The sequence below is a fragment of the Spirosoma lacussanchae genome (assembly GCF_005870035.1).
Classification (GTDB): domain Bacteria; phylum Bacteroidota; class Bacteroidia; order Cytophagales; family Spirosomataceae; genus Spirosoma; species Spirosoma lacussanchae.
Map to the genome: position 1 here is coordinate 196,495 of NZ_SWJG01000005.1, position 24,218 is coordinate 220,712.

Sequence of the window (24,218 nt, forward strand, 5' to 3'; positions counted from 1 at the left end):
CCCGATGAGGCTGTGCTGAGTAACCAGCCACAACGCTTTGACAAACTGCCCGATGGACCAAAACGAAAACCTGGACCTGTCCGACGACGAGAAAAAACTCTTCGAGGATCTGATGCCCGAAGACCTGAACGAAATTCTCGATACGGGCGTCAACCGGCGGCATTTCCTGAAGCTGATGACCCTGGCCGGGGGTGGGGTGCTGGCCGCTCAGTCGGCCGTGGCCGAGCAGCTGTTTACCAAACCGGTTAGTGGCGCCATGCCTGAGGAGCTCTCGGCCGCTGCCATTGAAAACGGCGTCAACCTGGCCCTGAACGTGAATGGAACCGCTCGAAAGCTGACCGTCGACTCGCGCATGACGCTGCTCGACACGCTGCGCGAACGACTCGACCTGACGGGCTCCAAGAAAGGCTGTGACCACGGCCAGTGCGGAGCCTGCACAGTACTGGTAAACGGCCAGCGGGTGCTGTCGTGCCTGACCCTGGCGGCCAGCTGCGAAGGAAAAACCGTACGAACGATCGAGGGCCTGGCCCAGACCGGGAGCAGCCGGTCCCGCGCGGGGGAGTCAGGCGCGCAGCTGCACCCCATGCAGGAAGCATTTCTGAAACACGACGGCTTTCAGTGCGGGTTCTGTACGCCCGGCCAGATTTGCTCGGCGGTGGCGCTGCTGGACGAAGCCCGGCGGGGCGATGCCAGCTACGTTACGGAAAACGTGCGCCGGAAAACAGGCCCGGTTCAGCTGTCGACCGAGGAGATTCGGGAGCGCATGTCGGGCAACCTGTGCCGGTGTGGGGCTTACCCCAATATTGTAGCTGCCATTCAGGAGGTTCACAGCGGCAAGCCCGTGGAGCAGACCTTCCGGTTTTCGGCCTAACCCTATACCCCGTATTCCATGAGACCGTTCACCTATACAAGGGCCAAAGACCCGGCCGCAGCCACGCAGGCCCTGGCCGGTAACCCGACGGCCCGCTTTCTCGCGGGCGGCACCAACCTCATCGACCTGATGAAGGAGGATGTCGAACGCCCCACGGCCCTCGTCGATATAACCAACCTCAGCCTGGCCGAGATCAAACCCATAACGGCGGGCGCCAGCAAAGGCGGTCTGTCCATTGGCGGACTGGGCAAGAATACCGAAGCGGCCAACCACCCGCTGGTGCGCCAGCACTACCCGTTGCTTAGCCAGGCCATCCTGGCGGGCGCGTCGGGACAGATTCGCAACATGGCTACCAACGGCGGTAATCTGCTACAACGCACCCGCTGTCCGTACTTCTACGAGGTGTCGATGCCTTGCAACAAGCGCGAACCCGGCAGTGGCTGTGGTGCCCTGGAAGGCATCAACCGGCTGCATGCCATCTTCGGCTGGTCCGAAAAATGCGTGGCCGTTTACCCCTCCGATATGGCTATTGCCCTGGCGGCTCTCGACGCGGTGGTCAGGGTCAGAACAGCCAGCGGGCAGGAGCGGAGCATACCCTTCGCCGATTTTCACCGGCTCCCCGGCAATACGCCCGAGCAGGATACCAACCTGGCCCACGGGGAGCTGATTACCGCCATCGACCTGCCGCAAAATCGCTTTGCCGACAGGTCATATTACCTCAAAGTGCGCGACCGGGCGTCCTACGCCTTTGCCCTGCTTTCGGTGGCAGCCGCCCTGGAGGTGAGCGAAACGGGCAACCGCATCGTTCAGGCCCGCATCGCGATGGGCGGGGTGGCTCATAAACCGTGGCGGGCGCTGACGGCCGAAAAAATGCTGATCGGTCAGGAAGCCACCCCCGCTAACTTTAAACGGGCCGCCGACGCCGAAATGGCCGCTGCCAAACCGCTGGAACATAACAAGTTTAAGGTCGAGCTGGGCAACCGAAGCATAGTGCTGGCGTTGCAGATGGCCCTGAACGGAGGCAAAGCCTGAGGATAACCGCACCAACCGCCATGCAAGACAAAAACAAACTAACCGGCACGCCCGTCAGCCGCATCGACGGCATTGCCAAGGTGACCGGAAAAGCGGCCTATTCGACCGACTACCCGGTGAAGAACCTGGCGTATGCCGTTCTGTTCAAAAGCACCATCGCGGCCGGCACCATTCGGTCTATCGATACGGCCGCGGCCGAAAAAGCCCCCGGTGTGCTGGCGATCATCACCCACCAGAACGCACCGAAACTGAACGTCGATGGCGGTATTCGGGGCGGGGCGCTGCTCCAAAGTCCGGAGATCGAGTTTCACGGGCAGCACATTGGGCTGGTCGTGGCCGAGACGTTCGAGCAGGCCCGGCACGCTGCGCACCTGATCAGCGTCACCTACGACCGCAGAGACCCGAAAGCCGATTTCGAGAAGCTGATGAAGAACGCGTCAGTACCAAAGGATAAGGACAAAGCCGATGCAAAACGGGGCGACGTCAAAGCTGCCCTGCGCGAGGCCGAAATCAAGGTCGAAGCGGTCTACGAAACCCCCATCGAGCACCACCACCCGCTGGAGCCCCACGCCACCATTGCCGAGTGGACCGGCGATCGCGTTACGCTGTATAACAGTTCGCAGATTGTAAACGGGGCGCAAACCGCAGCGGCCAAAACCCTGAACATCAAACCCGAGCAGGTGCGTATCGTTACGCCTTACATTGGCGGAGGGTTCGGCTCCAAAGGGGGGCAGTGGGCCAACCTGGTGCTGACAGCCGTAGCGGCCAGACAGGTTAACCGGCCGGTGAAACTGGCCCTGACGCGGCAGCAGATGGTCAACTCGGTCGGGCTGCGCCAGCGGAACCATCAGAAGGTAAGCCTGGCCGCTACCAAAGACGGGAAGCTCACCGCACTGGCCCACGAAACCACCACGCACGGCGCCATCAAAAACGAGTTCATCGAGCCCTGTGGCGACTGCTCGAAGATCATGTACGACGTGCCCAACTCGCTGATTACGTACCGGATCGTTCCGATGAACGTGATTTTGCCGACGTATACGCGCGGCCCCGGCAAATCGACCGGGAGCTTTGCGCTCGAGTCGGCTATGGACGAGCTGGCCCATACGCTGAAGATGGATCCGATCGAGCTGCGCCTTAAAAACGAGCCCGAACGTGACCCTTCTAACGGCAAACCCTGGTCGTCGCGCACAACGGTACAATGCCTGCAGGTAGGGGCCAAAGCGTTTGGCTGGGACAGGCGCAAGCCCGAGCCGCGTCAGAACCAGCAGGGTAACTACCTGATCGGTTACGGCGTAGCCTGCGGTACGTACCCCGCGCATCAGCGCCCCACCTCGGCCATCGTGAAGCTGAAACGCACCGGCAACGACGTGATGGCTACGGTCGAGCTGGCCGCGGCCGATCTGGGAACCGGCACCTACACAATTCTGGCCCAGACAGCCGCCGACGCGCTGGGCCTGCCGCTCAGCCAGGTAAAGGTCGTCATCGGCGATTCGGACCTGCCACCCGCGGCCGGGGCTGTGGGGTCGGTAGGGGCGTCGAGTTACGCCAATGCCGTCAACGACGCCTGCCAGAAAATTACCGACGAGTTGCTGGCCCGGTCCGGCAAGCAGTTTTTTGCCCGTCCGACGGCCTCGCAGCTGATGCTATCTGAAAAGCTGACCGACTTCCAGACCCGTATCGATGCCAAGCCGCTGGAAAGCGCGGAGGAGTATTCGGCCCATAGTTTCAACGCCAACTTTGCAGAAGTGGCCGTAAACCGGTTTACGGGCATGGTCCGGGTCAACCGGTTTCTGGCCGTAACCGGCGCGGGCGCGATCCTGAACCCGAAAACGGCCCGTTCGCAGATTATCGGTGGCAACATCTGGGGCATCGGCATGGCCCTGACCGAAGAGTCGGTGGTGGACCCGCGCTGGGGCAACTTCGTCACCCGCTCCTTCGCCGACTACCATGTACCGGCCAACCTCGACATTGGTGAGATGGAGGCTATTTTTATCCGGGAAGACGATCAGAAAGCGAACCGGATGGGGATCAAAGGCATCGGCGAAGTGGGCATCGTTGGGGTAGCAGCCGCCGTAGCCAACGCCATCTTTAACGCCACCGGCAAACGGGTTCGCGAACTGCCGATTACGCCGGATAAGCTGTTGTAAATCAACTGGCGTTATAAATAAATCAGTCCGGCATGAAACCATAACAATGGGTTTCATGCCGGACTGATTCGTTTCTGGTGAAGGTGTCAATCAGTATGTGGTAAAACGCCCCGTCGATGAACTGCCTGAGAAGCTGACTCGCGGGTTAGATGAAAAAAGACGAAGCTACCAATCCGCCATTATGCGCTGGAACGGATGAACGCTTCGGCGTCCCGGTTCGGTGTGGATGAATTCATGCGTCCGGCGAAGTCGCTCGCCGACAAAATCGGCCTGGTCCTTATTTAGCGTCGCGTTGAGTAGCGAATCCGTAGCCGTCCGGGCTGCCGCGCAACCTGGCAAACGTGCTCTCAAATAGTAATAGTTTGATAACAGCGAGCGGGCGTCCCGGGAAGGTAACTGCGCTTAACTTTCTTCCACCATTGATTTGCTCATGAGCTAAATCTGTTTTCATTGCCTGACCGACAAATGGATCATCAGGCATAATGAAAGTAGCTGAGCATCGCCCCCTGGCTGGTGGTCATAATTAGTAGGGCAGCCGGGAAACGTAGTCCATCACCAACCAGGCGGATTGATAACTAGTAACCATTAAATTGATAACTAGTAACCATTAATACGTTCGTTTATGACCTTCCAAAAATCGATTACCCGACGAAATTTTTTAGAGAAATCAGCTTTAGGGGTTGGCACACTCATCGTGTCAACGGTACTGGTAGGTGGCTGTGCGGACCACAACCTGCCCGACCCAAATGACCCAAACCAGGCGGGTAGCTTCGAGTACGGAGTGGCCAGTTTTGATCCCACCGACCATCAGATCATTCTCTGGACCCGGGTAACGCCAGCCACCGGGGCTGCCAAAGTGATGCTGACCTATCAGCTGGCAACCGACGCTTCGTTCAACACGGTAGTAAAAACCGAACGGGTCGATGCCAGCAGCGATGATGATTTTACGGTCAGTATTGATCTGAGCGGACTAGCCTCTAATACGACGTATTATTATAGGTTCTTTATCACGAATACAACAATCAGCTCAGTCATTGGAGAAACCAAAACGTTACCCAAAGGCAATGAACTGAATGAAGTGAATATAGCCTTCTGTTCCTGCTCGAACTATCCGGCCGGTCTATTCAATGTCTACAGCGCCATGGCCCGTTCGGAGGCTGATGTTATCCTGCATCTGGGCGATTACATCTACGAGTATGGCCTGGGACAATACGGTAGCAATCCAACCACAGTAGCTCTGGGCCGACTCCCTTCACCACCCCGTGAAATTATCGAACTGGATGACTACCGGACGCGGTTTAAACAGTATCGAAGCGACCCACAGCTGCAGCTAGCCCATCAAAAAAAACCGTTCATCTGCGTTTGGGACGACCATGAAGTGGCCAATGACGCCTATAAGGACGGGGCCGAAAATCACCAGCCCAGTGAAGGTAGTTTCAGCGTGCGCAAGGCAAATGCCATCAAAGCCTACAACGAATACATCGGCATTCGTACCAACACGGACTCGAAAATATACCGTAGTTTCTCCTTCGGAGCGATTCTGGATCTGCATATGCTGGACACCCGAATCATTGGCCGGGACAAACAGCTTGAGTACGGAACGTATTTTACCAGTTCGGGCCAGCTGGATGCGGCTGCGTTTCAGAAGGACTGGCTGGACCCTCAACGCACCATGCTCGGTAGCGAACAGCTAGCCTGGCTGGGTAAAGCGCTGGGCTCGGGTCAGGGAACCTGGCAGGTGTTAGGCCAGCAGGTGTTGATGGGTAAAATGTATGTACCGGCTGAACTGTTGCTGGCTATCGTACAGTTGATTGGCGAAGTCGATCAGCTGGGTTCAGCCCGGCCGGCCACCTTTGCCGCTTTCCAGACGCTTCTGCTGCAACTGAGCCAAATCAAAGCCCGCTCGCTGGCGAATGACCCTACGCTGACGCCAACGGAACTGGCCCGCATCAAAACGGTTTTACCTTATAATCTGGATGCCTGGGATGGCTATCCCGTTGAGCGCGAGCGGGTCTATGCGCTGGCCCAGGGAAAAAAATTAATAACCCTCGCCGGCGATACCCACAACGCCTGGTTCAATGAGTTGACGACAGCAGGTGGGACAAAGGTTGGACAGGAGCTGGCCGCCAGCTCAATCACTTCGCCCGGGTTAGAGACGTACCTGGGAACCAGTCCGCAGGCATTAGGCGGGTTTGAACAGGCCCTGGCGCTTCTGGTCGATGATTTGGTTTACCTCGATGCATCACGTCGGGGGTATACCCTGGCTACATTTAGTACTGGTAAAATCAAATCTGAGTGGCGTTTCGTGACAACGATATCCTCTCCTGATGTTAGTACGGTGGTTGGTCATACTGAAACCATCACTCGGTAGCTCAGAGGAAGATAAACGGATTGTAACGCTGTTGCGTCGATAAAATCAGGTATGTATATCTTTGGTTTCAGACATAGCCAGAGCCGGTTATACTGGCTTTGCGCTATGTCTTTTTTAGAATCGCATCGACTGTCTTTCGGGTAGCATGGATTAACGAATTGTTATTCTTTCAGGTCGGTCTGCGCAACTGTTGCGGTCCACCTAATTTTGTAAGCTCCCTGCCCATAGTTTAGGTAACCAGTGACGGGCATCACTCCAGAAGAGATGGATTTGGTGGCAGAGAGCTTAGCACGAAACGGATGTGGCAGATACGCCATACGTTTACTAGAAGCACACGTGATATGTGGCATCACTGGATGGACGAATTTTTAAACCTGGTGGCAGGCAACAGCCGGTATATCCGCTACTCAGCCCGTACCCATTGGCTGGCGCTACTGGTTCTAATAATCCTGATCGGCTTACCGCTTCTTTTATACTACGTCAGCTAGCGTAGATACTCGTCTGTTTGATGACTGAAGTTCTTACAAAACTCACCCTTCTTAATCGGAGCCATATATGCAGGCTTACTTACCCGTCCTGTTGCCCCTGCTTTCCGGTTTGGTGCTTTTTTTATTTGCCCTGAATTACCTCTCGGATGGCCTGAAAGCCATTTCAGGCGAACAACTTAACCAGTGGCTAAGCCGCTTCACCAGCAACGTGGCCACCGGTATTTTGACCGGTGTGGTTATTACGATACTGCTGGACTCGTCCTCGGCTGTCATTATCATGGCTATTGCCCTGGTCAACACCCGGGCGCTATCGTTTCGGCAGGCGCTGGGTGTGGTACTGGGGGCCAACATCGGTACGACGTTTTCCAGCCAGCTTATTGCGTTTGATGTAGGGCAGTGGGCAGGCCTGCCCATGGCGGTAGGCCTTGGGTTAATGGTGCTCAGCCACCGGGACTGGCTTACCCAATCGGGCCAGGTCCTGCTGGGGCTGGGTATGCTGTTCCTGGGTCTATACCTGATGGAGGATGCGGTAGAACCGCTCAAGCACATGCCGACCGTAACCCGGTGGATGCAGGGGCTGGACAATCCCGGGCGGGGCGCACTCGTAGGAGCCGGTGTTACGGTGCTGTTGCAATCCTCCTCGGCAACGGTAGGCATGGCGGTCGTTCTGGAAGGCCAGCAACTGCTGACGCTGCCGGCCGGCATTGCCCTGATGATGGGAGCCGAACTGGGCACCTGCGCTGATACGTTGGTAGCCAGTATTGGCCGGAGCCGGGCGGCTCTTCGAACAGGCTTGTTTCACTTGGTCTTTAATGTGTTCTCCATCGGGCTGGGCCTGCTACTGATCGACCCGTTCACGGCTTTGATCAAAATCCTGTCAGCGGGGGCGCCAGCGGGCCGTCAGTTAGCCAATGCTCACGTTCTTTTTAATGTGATTGGGGTGGCACTCGTCGTGGGTTTTGTCCCCATCATCGCTACCTGGCTGGAGCGGTGGCTGCCCGACGTTTCGGCAGATGGCGCTCAGCCAAAGATGAAGTGAGGAGGGGTGATTAGACGTTATCCATCTGGTTTTGATCGCGCTTGACCGATCTGATGACGTCCTCGCACTGATGCCGAACCGCTTACCGCTGCATGAACTCGTCGGAGTGTCAACTGGCGGAGCCAGCGTGAACCAGATTGGTTTGCTGACCGGCTCTTCCGGAGAGGTTATACAGCCCAGCCGAATAGCATACTGCGTAGTTTTGCGCTGTCAGAGGGAGAATAGGTAAAGATTTAGGTTAATGATTTGATTAATCGGTAGTTAGCGGTTTAGGTAACGGCAATGTACCCGTAAACATTATTGTTAGTTTTGACTTCTACTAAACCGTTTAACGCATGGAAATCACGTCAACTCTTTCGCCTGATGACGAGTACATATTGGGGCGTACATCGGCCGAGTATCAGCGTTTGCGCCAGCAGGCTATGTTGTGGGAGTTTGCAACACAACGGGTACTGAGCCGCCTGGGCCTTCGCGAAGGCATGTCTTGCGCCGATATCGGCAGCGGTCCCGGCGAAACTATGCGTCTGATGGGTGAACTGGTAGGGGCATCGGGCTACGTGCTGGGGGTCGATATGGATAACATTATTGGTCAGGAGAGCCTGATTATGCTTAAGACGGCCAATCCTGCCCGGTATGAATTTCTGCACGCGAATCTGTTGGAGCTGGACGAACTGACCCAGGGACCATTCGACCTGGTATTGGCCCGGCTAACCTTGTACCATATGAAGAACCCCGCCGATTTACTGAGAAAAATGAGTCGTTGGGTAAAGCCGGGTGGATACGTTGTTGTGCAGGACTATTACAACGACGGGGCGGCCCCCTCGGCGCCTTTCCCGGAGTTTCAGCACTACAAAGATGTTTTCTACGGGGTGTGCCGGGCAGCGGGTCTGGACCCCAATATTGGCGTTCGCCTGCCCGATCTATTTATTGAGGCAGGCCTTGGCTTTCCGGATGATACCGACGTTGCCGGCCGGTTAGTTTCGTTCGCTCAGGCTAAGTTGATGCTCAAGGCGGTTTACACCAGTGTGCTGCAGCCGGCCCTGCAACTGAAATTGACCACTCCCGAACGAGCCCAGGCCTACGCTGATGAGTTAGATCGGGTTGAGCAGACAGGCCAGGTGACGGCGGGCCTTTGGCCACTGATGATCAGTGCCTGGAAGAAGATGTAGGTAACAGGAGCCTGTCCGGCCTATTTTCATGCAGACCGATTTATAGCGTACCATAGATGTCAACAATCACCTGGTCGTAGCGTGTGTTTTGATGAAAGCGTAGGGAAAGCGCTGAATCAACCCCCATGGCAAACACATGACTGTAGGCTATCCGCCATGGGGGTTGTATAGTACCTTATTCGCCACCTTAGCGACCGGAGAATGGGCTTACAGTTGGGATGGGCGCTCCTACTGGATGCTCGCAGGTGAACGTATACCCCAGCAGTCGGGCGAGGGTAGCGGCAACCTGATGCTGAAAGATCACTTCTCCACCAGACTGCTCTCCACTCGGCGGTGTATCGGGACCCAGGGCCGCCAGCCATATCTGATACGAGTCGGGCGTTTTGGTGCCGTGATCTTTCCAGCGGGCTTTAGGCGTATGACCCCGTCCGTGGTCGGTAGTGATCAGGAAACTGGTTTTGTCCTTGTATTGGGGCATCGACTGGAGCGTCTGCCAGAGGTCGCCAATCAGCCGGTCGAGCGTTTGGAGCATACGCAGGTGGTCGGCATACCGGCCGGCATGGGCTAGATCATCGGTTTCATCGAATGAAAGAAAAAGCACCCGGGGCTGGTGCTGGCGTAGATGATTCCAGGCGGCATAGTACGTAAGCACATCAGGGCGTACGCCCGCAAAATCGGATCGTACATTGCTTACCATCGCGTTGAGTAACGAATCCGTGGCCGTCCGGGCAGGCTGAATAGCCTCTAAGGCCGAATTGGCGTAGATGCCACTGCGCTCTTCATTGACGGCCGCTTCGATGACGTCCCAGGAAGAAAAGACAGCTACCTTACCCTGCAAGGCAGGCTGTTTATTAAGAAACTCCAATACCGTTGTATTCGGGTTATTTTTCTTGTCGTTTGAGTTAATACGTTCATCAGCATAGCCCGATAGAATTTCGTTGTAGCCAGGATAGCTAAACCAGTAGAGATTGGATACGTTCATCCGACTGCCCTTCAGGCGGTTCCCGTATAGTTGTCCCTGCCTGGCCATGGTGTTCCAGAAGAAAGGCATCAGCCGGTTTCGCCTTTCCTCGGGTGTTGGCGCCCAAAACTGCTTTCGGGCACCGGCGGTGTCCTGATAATACGACTGATCGAATAGAAGGATTGAATCGGCGCCCGCAAAGACCTCCTGCCATCGGACACCATCCAGGGTGATGAGAACGATATTTTCGGTATGCCGGGAAACAGGTGCCGACGATTGTGCCCGTAGATCGAAACAACAAACTATTGCGACAACGATCAGGAAGCTGGTCTGCCAGCGCATGGTATAAATCAATTTGGTTTGATTAACGAGTATGGCGATTTACTGAAGAATTTCTGACAGATATACAGCCAATAATTGACGCGCGATAGATTGGTAACGGGGCTCAGGGTAAATACAGCCGCCTGTAATCGGTTTATCTCCCCTTGTTTACCCCGGTTGCCTGAAGCATAAGGGTGTGTAAGTCGGTGTTCTTAACCAGGGCTGGCATTGACATGCTGTCCCGCGTGAAGTTGCCCGGTGTAGACACGCCCGGTCCCAGGATGGCCAGTTCGACAAAGTCGGCCGTATGGTCCATGCCGGCCCAGCCCACAGATGTGTGGGCGGTTTGCAGACCCGCCAGCTGGCGATAGGGCAGCTTGTTGGGGTTGTAGATCCCGGTTTCATCCAGGCTTGTAAACTGAGCCAGCAACCTGTTGGCTTCGTCGGCCTTGAGCACTATACCCTGAGCCGCTTCGAGTCGTTCAATCAGTTGGCCAGCGGTCGTTTCCTTTGAGATTCCTTTCAACACCCACTCGTTGGTGTGCTTCACCGTATGCAGGGAGTCGAACTGGCGGCTCGCGGCACTCCCCGACAGCAGGCCCGGATTGGCGTTACCGTGGTCGGTAGTCACTACAATGAGCGTTTCCTGATCCTGCTCGGCAAACTGAATAGCCTCGCCCACGGCATCATCAAAGGCCAGCTGATCATACAGCAGGGCGGCCAGGTCGTTGGCATGGGCGGCCCAGTCAACCTTGCCACCCTCCACCTGCAGGACGAATCCCTTTGGATTGCCGCGCATCAGTTCGATAGCCGTTCGGGTCATCTCGGCCAGCGTAGGAATGGTTTTTTGTAAGTCAGGACTTTGAGCCCGATCGAGGGCGTAAGGAAGCCCGTCGGAATGGAATACCCCCAGAGCAGGCTTGCCCGCCCGGAACTGAAGCATCGCATCGCGGTTTCGGGCAACCTGGTAGCCCTGCGTGTCGAACTGCGCGAATACGTCTTTCTTGTCGGCTCGCCCCTCTGCACTAAACTGTTCGCTACCACCGCCCATCATCACGTCGAAGCGTAGCTCCAGGTACTGCTCGGCAATGGCGGCCATGCTGCCCCGGCTTTTACTGGCGACGCAGAATCCGGCCGGCGTGGCGTGCGTGATGGGTACTGTCGTTACGCAACCGACCGCCTTACCCGCCTTTTTGAACGTTTGCAAAATAGGCTCATAAGTCTCACCATTGGCCCCCACGTTGAGCGAACCATTCGGCACCCGAACGCCACCCCCCCAGGCCGACGAGGCAGCCGCCGAGTCGGTGACCAGCGACGAAGCCGAAGCCGTATCCATTAAAGCCCGATGAACGCGGTTATCTCGGTAAAGGCCCAGCCAATGGCTGGAGCGCCCTTCTTTTCGCTGCCGCAGCAGATCAGCCATATTCAGCGTACCCGTACTCATGCCGTCGCTGACCAGAAAAATAATGTTTTTAGCCCGTCCCGTCTTCTGAAGTAACGATTCGGTGCGGAGCTGCCACGGGTCGACCAGTGCGGTGCTGATAGTTGCCAGGGTGCTGCTGCGAAAAAAGTCCCGCCGTTTCATGTCTCTTTCGTGAAGTAGTTAACCGATCATTAATGAATACCAGCAGGGGAGCCCCTCGGAGCACGCTGCCGTATCGCCGACCGGCCTGTCGTTTGCTTATTCCTTGCCGGGCGTCGGCTGGGCCTCCGCCACTACCCGTAGCGCTGTGCTGGCCGTGAACGTACGGCCGTAGGCATCTTTTGCCTGCACCTCAATCGAATGCTCACCCACGGTCAGCTTACCACTCAATCGGGCTCGCCACAGATGGGTTGACACGACCGGAGTCGATGGGCGTGTGCCGGTAAGCGGCTTATTGGCGGTATCCCACCGGTAGCGCACGCCACTCATTACCGGATCGGGCTCCTCAACCCGTTGCATAGACCGCCAGCTGCCCCCATCAATGCGAAATTGTAAGGAATCGCGATCACTACCCTGATAGAAGTTGGCATACAGATCGTAGCGCCCATTCTGGCCTTCTGTCACCACACTGGGCGCATAGAGCCCAATCTTGTACTCGGCGGGTTGCCCGGCCACCCGGTAGTCGAACGAGTATCGGTTGCCCTCGAACGACAAAAAGCAGTAACCTTTGGGCGTGCCATCGCGCATGGTCGAGACAGGTACGCCCTGCTGGTTCATCTCACCGGAATACCAGTCGCCCGATGTAGTGCCTACGTTGTATTCGTGGTGTGGGGTAGCCCGGTCGAAGCCGTCTTTGGCTCCGTGGAAATAATGTTGCTGCACGTGCGTATGGGCCGACAGCGACAACGTATGAGGAAACGCTTTTAGTAGACTGAATAACCGCTGCCGGTCGGCGGTGCGAAAGCTTTCGCTGCCCCCTTCGCTAAACAGTGGGATGTGATGGCAGAGCACCACCAGGTAATCGGTAGGTACGTGCTTCAGGTCATTCTCGACGAACGCCAGTTGATCCGGGCGAAGGCCGCCCTGATACCCTTCGCCATCGCGGGGATCGGGGTACAGAATATCATCCAGCACGATAAAGTGGACTTTTCCCTGGTTGAGCGCGTAATTATTCGGACCATACATACCTTCGAAGCTCTCATCGGACAGTGTATCCGCTTTGACGTCGTAGTTCATGTCGTGGTTGCCGATCACTTGAAACCAGGGCAGGGCTAACCGCCGGATGGCCGCGTTATAAGCCGGGTACAGGGTTGGGTTGTCGCCTACCTGGTCGCCCAGACTGATACCGAACTGAAACGGTTTGGTTTTACCTTCCAGTTCGGTAATGATACCACGTTCAAAAAAGGTAACCTGTTGATTCGTATACACCTGCGGATCGCCAAAAACCAGAACCTGATAGTTGTCAGGTTCATCAGCCTTCCGGAGTGCAAAATCTACAGACTTCGGCAAAGGCCCGGTAGGTGCCACACCCGCGTATTTGAGAGTCGGTGATCCGGCAGGTTTATGCCGGTAGTAGAACTGCGGCAGATTCTGGTCATTTGTCGGCAGCTGGTAGCCCGTTGGCTTGATCACAAACAGGATATCATCGCTATCGACCGGCAACTGATAACGGCCGTTCTGGTCGGTGAGCGTTACGTCATGCCCGTTTGAAACGGCAACCTTCGCTACCCCTGGCTCGGCTCTTTCTTTTTTACCATTACCGTTCAGGTCCTCAAAAACCAATCCGCTGGCAGTTTGCTGCGCCCAGGACGATGCGCTGCTGACCAGCAACGCGCCTATTGTGATCCTATATATCAAAGAAAATTTCATACGTTATGTCGATACCGCAGATGGCCAGGTTAGTCGGGGCTGACTCCGGCAGCGTATCACGTGGGGCCGCTAATCAGACGTCCCCATGTTAACGCGACCCGTTTACCATAGCCCACTGTCTCGCAGGGCTCAAAACTACAATGCCCTGTCGGCAAAGAAGTGACGCCTATATTATCAAAATGTGGTTTTTATGGGATTACCTTGCCAGACACTGCCGATGAATGGCATCCGTAGCGAGCGCAATACTGGGCTATATGCTACTAAAGTCGGGCTAAGCTGTTTAGCCTTTTGATCACGTAGACAGCTGGCATTTTTGGCCGATCTTCCCAAGCGTAAAGCAGCTTCTGGCCTGCGTGCTGGCCACTTTCGGTCAGTATAAAATCGCAGTGTATAACGGCGTTATAAAGTGTAGCTATATTTCATAGTAGAAGACTATCTGGCTACAACCGGGGCCATGGGCTGGGCGCTTATTTCGTTGTTTCGAGCATCGACGCCAGGCCGTTTTTAAGCGAATAGTCCTGCGTGAACCGTACCGAATCCTGAAATAAAATCAGGTACGCGTCTTTGTAATAGCAGATTTTGAGCTGTTCCCCTTCGCTCTCGAAGAGCACAGGCCTGATTTCGCCCTCAACAACGGGGCGTTTCTCCAGTACTGCGGGTTTGTCGGTGCCCCCAAAAAAGATTTCTGCTTTCGATTGGTCGTTAGACAGCACCACGTAGGTGGCAATTTCAGCTTCGCCGGGCGCGGTAGCTTCGTAGTTCTTGAACGGGGTGCCTTCTTCAAATACCCGTATGCACCTGTTTTTCACAGCCGACCAGGTATAACCGGCTGAGCCTTTGCAGCCGTTGGGGTCCGCGTCATTGCCAACGATTTGTGTTTCTGCGGCCTCCTGTGAGCCGGGCTTTTTATCGGCGCAGGCCATGAGTAAACACAGGAGAGCAACAGATAGGGTCGATTTCATTGTTTCGGTTGGGGTATAGTGGCGCTGTTCTGAAACGACAGCTGCTGGTTTCCTGTCGGCTATTCTCGGGTGAAAATACTCATTCGGCTGACTTCGTATGGCTGCAAATCGTATGCCGTTCGTAAAAACTGACTGCCAGGTTGACCGTCAGCTCTATTAAAGAACGGGACGAACTGACTGGGGCTGTGAAAAAAAAATCGTCGGTGCTGTAATGTTTTCCCGGCTCGGTCGTCTTTGCTCATGAGATGGATCTACAGGCGTTCAAACAACGGATTCTGCCCATTCAGAATCGACTCTTCCGGCTGGCTACGATGTTTCTGCGCAACCGCGAAGATGCCGAGGATGCGTTGCAGGATGTGCTGATGCGGCTGTGGTCGAACCGGCAGCAGCTGGATACGTATCAGAGCGTAGAAGCCCTGGCGGTACAAATGACGAAGAATCTGTGTCTGGACCGGCTGAAGTCACACGCCCGGCAAAAGCCCGTCGACACGGCGGACCTGGGTAGCGTGGCCACCAGCCAGCTTTCGCCCTACCGGCAGCTGGAGCTGGCCGACAGTGCCGACCGGATGCGGCAGCTGATCGATCAGCTACCCGATGTGCAGAAGCTGGTACTCCATCTGCGGGATGTAGAAGAGTATTCCTTCGAGGAAATTGAGCAGGTAACCGGGCTGTCGATCAACGCGATTCGGGTTGCGCTCTCGCGGGCCCGGCAACGGCTGCGGGACGGTTACCTTAAACTGAACGACTATGAAGCCGACTATTGAGCAGTTGCTGGCGCGTTATTACGAAGGCGAAACCACGCTGGACGAAGAAAACCAACTGCGCGCCTATTTTCAGCATACCCAGCCGATACCAGATCATCTGCTGCCCCATGCGTCGCTGTTTCAGTACGTGACCGGCGCCAGGGCCGGACAGCTGTCGCCCGATTTTACCGCCCGGCTGGATCAGAAACTGGACCCACAACCCCTACGGACCATGGGCCGGGTTCGGCAACTGACCACCTGGGGTATGCGGCTGGCCGCCGGGGTAGCGCTGCTGCTGATCGGGTTTGCGGGCGGCCAGTTTTACTCGCGCCAATCGCCGGATGCCGCCGATTCGGTTGCGCTGACAACGACCGGGCATCCGGCTGGCGAGTCGATCCGGAAAACGCTGGCGTTCGATGCGGTGGCGCAAACGTCGGCCAGCGATCGGATTCACGCCATCAACCAGAGTGCCGAGCTGGACCGCGCCGACCGCGAGATTACGCAGTTGCTTATCAACACGCTCAACTTCGACGCGAATGTCAACGTCAGGCTGGCGGCCTGCCAGGCCCTTCTGCGCTTTGAGCAGGAAGAAGGCGTTCGCGAAGCGCTCATTCAGTCGCTGCGGATACAGAAAGACCCGAATGTGCAGCTCACCCTGATCGACGCGCTGGTGGCGATTAAGGAAAAACGGGCAGCCGCCGACATGCAGCGGCTGGCCCGCAACCAGCAGGTGCTCGACATTGTCCGGCTCAAAGCCGAAGAAGGCGCCGGTGCCCTGAGCCAGGTTGCCCGCTCGACATCGTGATCGGCCCCATCACCGTGGTCCGTGGGGACACCGGGACGCGTAGTCCGGGACGCGTAGTCCGGGACGCGTAGTCCACCTGACCGGATGGTCTTGCTGCCGCGTGAGTGGTCCGTGGGGATCGGAGCGCCGACCCCATCCATTACGGCGTGGCGGGACATCTGAACCTCATTTGTATTAACTAGTCAACCACATATTCTTATGAAAAAAATGCTGTTACTAGGCATCGGATGCCTATGGCAATGGACTGTGCTCTATGCGCAGGAGTACAAGACGAAACTGGCTAACAATGGCGATCAGAAAGTGACGATCATGCTGGACGCCACCAGTCTGAAAATTGAGGGTTACAACGGCAACGAACTGGTGATCCAGACCCAGAGTAAGATGGAAGCGCCCCCGGAGCAGGCAAAAGGGCTGCGGCCGCTGTACAATTCGGCCGTCGACAATACCGGTATCGGTCTGGCCGTGACAACAGAAGGCAATACCGTCAGAGTCGAGAAAGCGTCGCGCCGGCACATGGCGTATACGATCCGCGTACCCAACAAAGCGGCTATCCTGTACGAACAGGTCAACTGGGGTAGTACCGGCAATGTACACATTCAGAATATGGATGGCGACCTCGAAGTCAAAACCCTGAATGGCAACATCAGCCTGGTCAATGTGACGGGCCCTGTCGTGGCCAACTCGACCAACGGCGAAGTCAAAGTGGTGTATTCGACGCTGAATCAGAGCAAACCTACCGCCATTTCGACCATTAGCGGAAATATCGACGTCACTCTGCCGGCCAGTACCAAAGCCAGCTTTAAGCTGAACTCCATCAACGGCGAAATGTATACCGACTTCGACCTGGGTATGGCCAAAAAAGACGGCCTGAACCGCATGGGGGGCGGCCACGTCATCAACGGCACCGCAAACGGGGGCGGAGTGGAGCTACGGCTCAAAACCATCTCCAGCGACATCTTCATCCGCAAGCAGAAATAAGCGTTTGTTCCACTCTCTTTTCTTCCTTCTCCTGCAACTATGAAAAATCACCTGCTTCTGCTCCTGGTTCTGTTTCTGGCCAAACCCGTTTTCTCCCAGAAAATCATTACCAAAACGTTGCCGCTGTCGGCCGGTCAGGCTGTGTACCTTAATCTGAAGTTTGGCGACAGCATCGACGTGCAATACTGGGATAAGCCCGAGGTGTCGATGCGGATTGCGGTTACGATCAACAACGGCAAACTCAACGATGCGCTGGAGGTCAGTACCGAATCGACGGCCGACGCGGTCCGCATCACGACCGATTTTGACCGCGAACTGATCAAACAGGGGCGGTCCGAAGATTGCCCCGGCAACCGCCAATCAACCTGGCGGACCGACCAGGACGGCACCTCCCATACGATATGCAGCACGATCAACTACACGGTTTTTCTGCCCAAAAAAGCCCCCCTGCGCGTCGAAACTATTTCAGGTAACATCCACATCAAGGGCGCTACGAGTGCCGTGTCGGCCAAGTCGATCAGCGGGTTCGTCGATATGAGCTGGCCGGGCTCGAAAGGGGCCAACGTAGCCATGAAAACCATTACGGGCGAAGTATACTCGGACCTGACGATCGATTTTACCGGAAAGCGCCCGAAAAATCCGATAGTGGGCTATATGCTGGAAGGTACACTCCTCAGCGGTGGGCCGCAGGTGCGGCTGGAGTCGATCAGCAACAACATTTACCTGCGGAAAGAAAAATAATTGGCCGGTTCTCAGCCGCCGATGCAACACCAGGTAGTTTATCGTCTCTTTGGGTAAAAACCGATAAACACAGGTTCATGACAGCCTGAAAGGTCCTGCAGGCCTTTCAGGCCTGATAAGCCCCCGTCTCACCCCAGTTTAGCCAAGTTCTTATGAAACGTTTATGTACCGTAGCCGCCCTGGCGCTATGGGTTGGGAATGCTTTGGCTCAATCCAGCCCGACCGCCCGCGTAACCGGGTCACTCATCGACTCAACAACGGCTCAGCCCGTCCCGTTTGCGACAGTGGCTGTGCGGGATGCCGCCACCCTGATTGCGGGCGTAACGACCGATAGTGCCGGGGTGTTTGCGCTGCCCAACCTGCCGCTGGGCAACTATACCCTTACGCTTTCGTCGGTGGGGTACCAGGCCCGAAGTCAGTCGCTCGTGCTGCGGGCCGACCAGCCGTCGGTTCGGCTGAACGGGCTTCGGCTGCGGTCGGAGAGCCGTACGCTGGGTGAGGTAACGGTAGCCGCGCAGAAAGCGCTGATCGAAGAAAAAGGGGACCGGCTGGTCTACAATGCTGAAAAAGATATTTCGAACGCAGGCGGTTCGGCGGCCGATGTGCTGCGCAAGGTGCCGTCGCTGAGCCTGGATCTGGACGGTAATATTCAGATGCGGGGCAACAGCAACATCCGGGTCCTGATCAACGGTAAACCCTCGGCCATGATGGCCCGCAACCTGGCCGACGCGCTCAAACAGATGCCCGCCGACAATATCAAATCGGTGGAGGTCATTACCAGCCCCGGCGCTAAATACGATGCAGAAGGGGCCGCGGGTATTATCAATATCATCACCAAAAAGGCGCTGCAGGGTTTTAACGGGTCGGTCATGGCCTCGCTGGGGAACATGAACCGCAGCACGAATACCAAGCTGGCCCTGAAGACCAAAAAGATCGGCTTTTCGCTGTCGGCCAACGGCTACCAGTTTCGCAACATACGAGAGATGCAGACCACCCGTACGACCCTGCTGGATGGGCAGCCGCTGAACTACCTCTTCCAGCGCAGCACCGCCGACAATACCGGTACCGGTGGCTACGGCGAGCTGAGCCTCGACTACGACCCCGACTCAACCAGCCGCATCAACTTCTCGGCCAACGCCTGGGGGGGCTATTATCCCAATAACAGCACCCAGATCAACCGCCTGACCGACCCGTCGGGCGCTATCCTGCAAAACGTCCGCAACGACATCCGGTTCAGCAACCCCTACGGCAACAGCCAGTTCGATCTGGGCTATACCAAAACCTTTCAGAAACGGGCCGGGGTGGCTACGCCCGCCGAGTTTACCCTGCTGACCCAGTACAGCCGCATGCCGGACAACTATTTCTACGATACCGACCGCTATACGCTGGGGGAGAATGAACAGCTCAGTTTCCGGCAGCACAGCACCAACTACAGCCGCAACAAAGAGTATACGCTCCAGGCCGATTATACCTACCCCTTCCTGATCCGTACCGGCAGCGACACCACCCAGCTTAAACTCGAAACGGGTCTGAAGGCGATCCGGCGCGATATTGGTAGCGAATACCGGGTCGAGGAGTCGCTGGATGGGCAGTTGCCCCTGGTGCCGGACCCCCGCCAGTCGAACGACTTCGAGTATAACCAGCGGATCGTTTCGGGCTATACCGCGCTGCGGGTCGAGACCAAACAGAAATGGACGCTCAACCTGGGCGCCCGGCTCGAACGGACCTTTATCGACGGTAATTTTCTAACGACCCAGACCGCGCTGACCAACCAGTATACGAACCTGATTCCGAGCGTAACGATCTCGAAAGGGATAAAAACCCACACCCTGAAAACGAGCTACACCCAGCGGATTCAGCGGCCGCAGCTCTGGTTCCTCAACCCCTGGGTCAACGCCAGCGATCCGCGCAACCTCCAAACGGGAAACCCATATCTGGATCCTGAACTGAACCACGCCGTCGAACTGGGACATAGCGTGACCACCAAATCGAACCTATCGGTCAATACCGCCTTCTACTGGCGCATGACCAACAACGCCATTGAATACGTGCGGACGGTCGACGAAGCGGGGATTGCCCTCAGCAAACCGCAGAACATTGCCCGGCGCATCGCCTACGGCATGAACATGAACCTGTCGGGGCAGGCTACCAAAACCTGGACCCTGAACGGTGGGCTGGACGTTCGGTACGTCGACCTGAACAGCCCCATGCTGAACCAGCGCAACAGCGGTCTGGTGGGCAACGCCAACATCAGCAGCACGTACAAGATGCCACACAACTACACCTTCCAGGCCAACGGAAATTTTAACTCGGGCTGGGTCAATTTACAGGGAAAAGGGTCGAGTTTTTATTGGTATGGCTTCGCGCTGAAGCGGGAGATGATGAACAAAAAAGCGAGTCTGACACTGGGTGTCAACAACCCCTTCAACCGGGGCGTGTCGCAGAGCCTGCGCCAGTCGGCCCCCACATTCGAGTCGGATACACGGTTCTTCTTCGTGTCGCGCTCGGCCCGGCTGGCGTTCGAGTGGCGCTTCGGCCAGATGAGCTCGGGGGGTAAGCAGAGCCGCAAAGTACAGAACGACGACGCCGGAAGCCGCTAGAGCCAGGCTGCGTGACCGCAGCCGGTCGCCTGGCGCTGATTGCTGTCACGCAGCCTGGTAACTGAACGGGATGATCACCGGTTGCGGTTAGACCGGCGGGTTAGTCCGTGCCGAATCGGTCGGGGGTCAGTATAGGCCAGCCGTTCTGAAAGCTGAGCTGGCAGAAGGCCAGTTTGGCTTTTCCCCGATCGTTCGGGTCGTAGACGTGAATCGATACCAGGTTACGCCCTCCGTCCCGAAGCAGGCCTACGTGGCCGGGTCCCAGGTAGTTGCCTTCGGTGCGCAGCACGAGCGTACCGCCCCCGGCCGTCAGGTCGCGGCCCGACCGGTCGACAAACGGCCCGAGCGGACTCGACGACCGCCCGACTACCAGGTAATAGGTACTGTTGATACCCTTGCAGCACAAGCCATTGTTGGCAAACAGGTAGTAAAAGTTGCCTTCTTTGATCAGCGCAGCCGCTTCCCAGTCGGACTGACGCCCACCCGCCACCGTTTTTACCGGGGTGCCGGCTTTGATTTTTCCGGTTGTCGTATCGATTTCAGCCGCGCCAATGCCTCCGTGAAAGGAGCCGTAGACCATGTATACCCGACCGTCCGTATCGCGCATAAGGCTGGGGTCGATGGCGTTGATATCGGTTCTGACTTTGGAGGATACCACCATACCCTGATCGGTCCAGCGGTAGGCCGGCGACTGCGGGTCGAGCACCGGCGAGGTAACAACCCCGATGGCCGATACCGGCGAGCCAAACGTGGAGCAGGAGTAATAGAGGTAATAGCTTCCGTTCATTCGGATGGCGTCGGGTGCCCAGAAATGACCTTTAAATCCCCGCACGGTACTATCGACCCAGCTGGGCCAGGTGTTTTTTTCAAAGATCGGTTTTTCGGGTTTCCAGCTCCGCAGGTCAGTAGAGCTGACGACCTGAATGCCGTTTCCGGTCGAGAAGTACCAGTATCGGCCGGCTGCTTTCAGGATCGTACTCGGGTCGTGGGTGGTGATGGCCGGTTCCTGAGCCTGCGCAGCGACGCTTCCCAGCAGGGCCAACAGTACAAAAAGAGACACGTAGAATCTGGTCATGGCAGCACGTAGACAAAACAGAAAACCGGCTGAAAGCAAACGGGGTCACTTTCAGCCGGTTTTGTATCGGTTAATTTACAGCGTAATTTTCTGCACCGGTGTATAGATCATCTCGGCCACGCCAACGGTTTTGACGCCCAGCCGTGCGTAGCAGTATCCCTTGGCCACGACCGATGCGGGAGGGGTCATCGAGAACGACAGCGGCTTGGTCAGGTCGGCCAGGGCCGCACCGGTCAGACTAACCGACCCGGCGTTGTTGTTGATATCTACGTACTGGGTGGTGCTGACGTAGAGGGTGGCCCGCTCAATAGCGCGGCCAGCTACCACCTGCGCCACGGTGGCGGTAGCCGTCAGGCTGGTCCCGCTTTTCTGCATGGTCGGGTTGCGGATCACGAAGAACGGCTGTACCGGCACGTCGATCTGGGCCGCCCCGCGCACCTGTACCGGAATCGTGTCGGTATTGTCGACCCACGGCCCGTTGCCCCGCAGCCGAACCAGCTTGTAGTCGCCATCGAAGACAGTGGCCGAGAAGGTGCCATCCTGCGCGATGTATACCGGAATTTTGGTAAAGAGCTGAAATCCCGGTTGCCACAGCTCCAGCTGAACCCCGTTGGTACGAACCCCAACCGGCTGGTTGTCGTAGATGACCCGGCCCGTAATGGTGGAGGTAGGCGGCTCAAAATTGTCTTTCGCACAGCCGGCCAGCAGGGTCAGAGCCGCCAGCAGGCCAATATATATAGCTTTCATGATCGGTCGTTAATGGAAAGGATTACGAACAATTTTCGGGTTGTTGTTGATTACCGCCTGATCGATGGATGCGTAGTAATTACCTAGCTGGAACAGGCGCGGAGCCCGGAAACGGGGCGCTACCAGCTTCACAAACACATACTTGCCATCGCGCGGGTCGCCGGGACGCACGATGCGGTAGGGGTAGAGCGCGTACATGACGGCGTCGGGATTGGTGGCGTTGCCGTTCCAGATCTCGTGGGCAATGCGCCAGCGCTTCAGATCCCAGACGCGGTGGTCTTCGAAAGCCAGCTCGACCCGCCGTTCGTTCTGGAGCCGGGCCAGGGTGAGCGTGGTCAGGCTGTTGGCCGGGAAACCCGCCCGTTCGCGCACCTGGTTGACGTAAGTAAGCGCTTCGCCCGTCTGGCCTAGCTCAAAGGCTGCTTCGGCTGCGTTGAGCAGAATTTCGCCCAGCCGGAACCGTACCCACCACATATCGCTGCGGATACCGCGGGTGCTCGCCAGGGGCGTTGGATCGATGTATTTCCGCATGTAGAAACCCGTATTCGACACCTCGGTCTGCGACCGCTGCGGCCCCGACGTACCCGTCAGCAGTTTCCCGTCGGTATAAACCTGGCCCAGGGTATTGCCTTCTACCACCTGGTAGTTGTTGCTGGTGGCATTCCAGACCATGACGCCAGCCTGAATCTGCACCTCCTGCCCCCGGAAACTGGTGCCGGGGTAGATAACGGTACCGTAGAGCCGGGCGTCTTTGTTGGCAAACGGCCCGCTGAGGTTATCGTAATAGATGTAGTCGCGATCGTCGGGGGTGCGGGTTTTCAGTTCGCCCGAGCTGCCATCGAGATACTCGTAATCCTCGACCAGGTTCAGCGTGGGCGTAATATTCGACGATGAAAGGTTGTCTTCGCGGACGTTGCGGGCAATGTTGTCGTAGGTGAACCCGTGCCGTTTGTCTTTGGCCGTCAGGAAATCCTTGGCCAGGATAACTTCTGAGTTGTTCAGCTTCTTGGTGATGGCCTCGAAGAAGTTTTCGCCCAGGTTGGGATTGACCCGGTAGAGCCGATAGGGACCGGCAATCACTTCTTTGGCGGCTTCCAGCGCTTTGGTGTAGTACTCCTGCGCCCGGGCGGCCGGGATACCAACCTCCCCACCCGGTGTGCTGATGGGCGCACCCATGCGGTTGTTGTATTTGGCGATCGACCCGGCGTACAGCATGGCCCGGCTTTTCAGCGCCATGGCCGTATAGCGGTTGGCGCGGGTGTTGCTGCCCGCATTGCCCAGGTCGTTCTTCACCGCATCGAGTTCGCTGGCAATGAAGTCATACACCTCCGACTCTTTGTTGCGCGGAAACTGGAGCGAGCTTGGATTGCCGCTGAAGTCATAGATGAGCTGTTTGGTAATGATCGGCACGCCACCCATCCGCTTCACCAGTTCGAAGTACATAAAGGCCCGCAGAAACCGGAACTCGGCCGCAAACTGGGTTTTCTGAGCAGCCGTCAGCGCCGTACTCTTGGTGTCGATGTTCTCGAGCGCCAGGTTGATATCCCGAATCAGGCCGTAGTCCCAGAGCCGCCAGCGCTCGAACCCGTACGAGATGATGTTGTTGGGACCGTCGTTGTTGCCCGACCAGGACGCTTCGTCGTAGGCGGCAAACTGATCCCAACCGTTATCGATCTGGGTATGAGCGGGGAGCCGGTCGTAGTAGTTGGCCAGCAGGCTCGTGATCAGTTTAGGGTCGTTCCAGACCTGGCTTTCCAGAATGATGTTAGGCGGCTGGCGTTCCAGAAAGTCTTCTTTACAGGCTGTTAAGCTAAGGGTCAGCAGGCCGATCGACAGGAATTTATGAATAGGCTTCATGCGTAAAGTCGTTTGTGAG

General features: G+C 56.8%; 19 protein-coding genes. 11 read left to right on the forward strand and 8 right to left on the reverse strand.

Going from position 1 to position 24,218, the window contains the following annotated elements; all coding sequences use genetic code 11:
* Positions 1–52: 52 nt before the first annotated feature.
* From FBR45_RS18700 to FBR45_RS18710, 3 genes are read left to right on the forward strand one after another with little or no spacing between them, the layout of a single operon-like run.
* On the forward strand, positions 53–871 hold the full coding sequence (locus tag FBR45_RS18700) for a 2Fe-2S iron-sulfur cluster-binding protein (protein ID WP_138505082.1): 819 nt from the start codon (positions 53–55) through the stop codon (positions 869–871).
* Positions 872–889: 18 nt separating this feature from the next.
* The gene (locus FBR45_RS18705; RefSeq protein WP_138505084.1) at positions 890–1,903 is read left to right on the forward strand and encodes an FAD binding domain-containing protein; all 1,014 of its coding nucleotides are present in this window, start codon (positions 890–892) and stop codon (positions 1,901–1,903) included.
* Positions 1,904–1,923: 20 nt separating this feature from the next.
* Positions 1,924–4,050, forward strand: coding sequence for a xanthine dehydrogenase family protein molybdopterin-binding subunit (locus FBR45_RS18710; protein WP_138505086.1), 2,127 nt, complete (start codon positions 1,924–1,926; stop codon positions 4,048–4,050).
* A 277-nt stretch (positions 4,051–4,327) separates the two neighbouring features.
* On the opposite strand, the gene FBR45_RS18715 is transcribed toward FBR45_RS18710, so the two are convergent.
* Entirely contained in the window at positions 4,328–4,531 is a 204-nt protein-coding gene (locus FBR45_RS18715; protein WP_138505088.1) for a hypothetical protein, read from the reverse strand.
* A 141-nt stretch (positions 4,532–4,672) separates the two neighbouring features.
* On the opposite strand from FBR45_RS18715, the gene FBR45_RS18720 reads away from it, so the two are divergent.
* The 3 genes from FBR45_RS18720 to FBR45_RS18730 all read left to right on the forward strand — a co-directional run bounded on the left by FBR45_RS18720 (position 4,673) and on the right by FBR45_RS18730 (position 9,117).
* A complete protein-coding gene (locus FBR45_RS18720) occupies positions 4,673–6,421 on the forward strand; it encodes an alkaline phosphatase D family protein (RefSeq protein WP_138505090.1) in 1,749 nt (582 codons plus the stop codon).
* A 555-nt stretch (positions 6,422–6,976) separates the two neighbouring features.
* On the forward strand, positions 6,977–7,948 hold the full coding sequence (locus tag FBR45_RS18725) for a Na/Pi cotransporter family protein (RefSeq protein WP_138505092.1): 972 nt from the start codon (positions 6,977–6,979) through the stop codon (positions 7,946–7,948).
* Positions 7,949–8,283: 335 nt separating this feature from the next.
* A complete protein-coding gene (locus tag FBR45_RS18730; protein WP_138505094.1) occupies positions 8,284–9,117 on the forward strand; it encodes a class I SAM-dependent methyltransferase in 834 nt (277 codons plus the stop codon).
* Between the two features lie 187 nt (positions 9,118–9,304).
* Here FBR45_RS18730 and FBR45_RS18735 read toward each other — a convergent pair whose 3' ends face one another.
* The 4 genes from FBR45_RS18735 to FBR45_RS18750 all read right to left on the reverse strand — a co-directional run bounded on the left by FBR45_RS18735 (position 9,305) and on the right by FBR45_RS18750 (position 14,653).
* Positions 9,305–10,420, reverse strand: a complete 1,116-nt coding sequence (locus FBR45_RS18735; RefSeq protein ID WP_138505096.1) for an alkaline phosphatase family protein — start codon at positions 10,418–10,420, stop codon at positions 9,305–9,307.
* 133 nt (positions 10,421–10,553) lie between these two features.
* Entirely contained in the window at positions 10,554–11,984 is a 1,431-nt protein-coding gene (locus FBR45_RS18740; RefSeq protein WP_138505098.1) for an alkaline phosphatase, read from the reverse strand.
* A 96-nt stretch (positions 11,985–12,080) separates the two neighbouring features.
* Entirely contained in the window at positions 12,081–13,691 is a 1,611-nt protein-coding gene (locus FBR45_RS18745) for a calcineurin-like phosphoesterase C-terminal domain-containing protein (protein ID WP_138505101.1), read from the reverse strand.
* 467 nt (positions 13,692–14,158) lie between these two features.
* A complete protein-coding gene (locus FBR45_RS18750) occupies positions 14,159–14,653 on the reverse strand; it encodes a hypothetical protein (protein ID WP_138505103.1) in 495 nt (164 codons plus the stop codon).
* Between the two features lie 245 nt (positions 14,654–14,898).
* Here FBR45_RS18750 and FBR45_RS18755 point away from each other — a divergent pair, with 245 nt between their 5' ends.
* From FBR45_RS18755 to FBR45_RS18775, 5 genes are all read left to right on the forward strand, one after another.
* Positions 14,899–15,417: an RNA polymerase sigma factor gene (locus FBR45_RS18755; protein WP_138505105.1), complete on the forward strand. Its 519-nt coding sequence runs from the start codon at positions 14,899–14,901 to the stop codon at positions 15,415–15,417.
* On the forward strand, positions 15,401–16,201 hold the full coding sequence (locus tag FBR45_RS18760) for a HEAT repeat domain-containing protein (RefSeq protein WP_138505107.1): 801 nt from the start codon (positions 15,401–15,403) through the stop codon (positions 16,199–16,201). Before FBR45_RS18755 ends, FBR45_RS18760 begins: the two co-directional genes overlap by 17 nt.
* A gap of 198 nt (positions 16,202–16,399) precedes the next feature.
* Positions 16,400–17,179 carry a DUF4097 family beta strand repeat-containing protein gene (locus FBR45_RS18765; protein ID WP_138505109.1) on the forward strand — a complete coding sequence of 260 codons (780 nt, stop codon included), beginning with the start codon at positions 16,400–16,402 and terminating at the stop codon, positions 17,177–17,179.
* 39 nt (positions 17,180–17,218) lie between these two features.
* Positions 17,219–17,920, forward strand: coding sequence for a DUF4097 family beta strand repeat-containing protein (locus FBR45_RS18770; protein ID WP_138505111.1), 702 nt, complete (start codon positions 17,219–17,221; stop codon positions 17,918–17,920).
* Between the two features lie 152 nt (positions 17,921–18,072).
* Positions 18,073–20,520 (forward strand): TonB-dependent receptor domain-containing protein, encoded by a 2,448-nt coding sequence (locus tag FBR45_RS18775; RefSeq protein WP_138505113.1) that lies wholly within the window; start codon positions 18,073–18,075, stop codon positions 20,518–20,520.
* Between the two features lie 100 nt (positions 20,521–20,620).
* Here the strand turns inward: FBR45_RS18775 and FBR45_RS18780 are convergent, their stop codons facing one another.
* The 3 genes from FBR45_RS18780 to FBR45_RS18790 form a co-directional block, all read right to left on the reverse strand.
* Positions 20,621–21,595 (reverse strand): arabinan endo-1,5-alpha-L-arabinosidase, encoded by a 975-nt coding sequence (locus tag FBR45_RS18780; RefSeq protein WP_138505115.1) that lies wholly within the window; start codon positions 21,593–21,595, stop codon positions 20,621–20,623.
* Positions 21,596–21,670: 75 nt separating this feature from the next.
* Positions 21,671–22,342 carry a DUF3823 domain-containing protein gene (locus FBR45_RS18785; RefSeq protein WP_138505117.1) on the reverse strand — a complete coding sequence of 224 codons (672 nt, stop codon included), beginning with the start codon at positions 22,340–22,342 and terminating at the stop codon, positions 21,671–21,673.
* Between the two features lie 9 nt (positions 22,343–22,351).
* Positions 22,352–24,199, reverse strand: coding sequence for a RagB/SusD family nutrient uptake outer membrane protein (locus FBR45_RS18790; protein WP_138505119.1), 1,848 nt, complete (start codon positions 24,197–24,199; stop codon positions 22,352–22,354).
* Between the last annotated feature and the right edge of the window lie 19 nt (positions 24,200–24,218).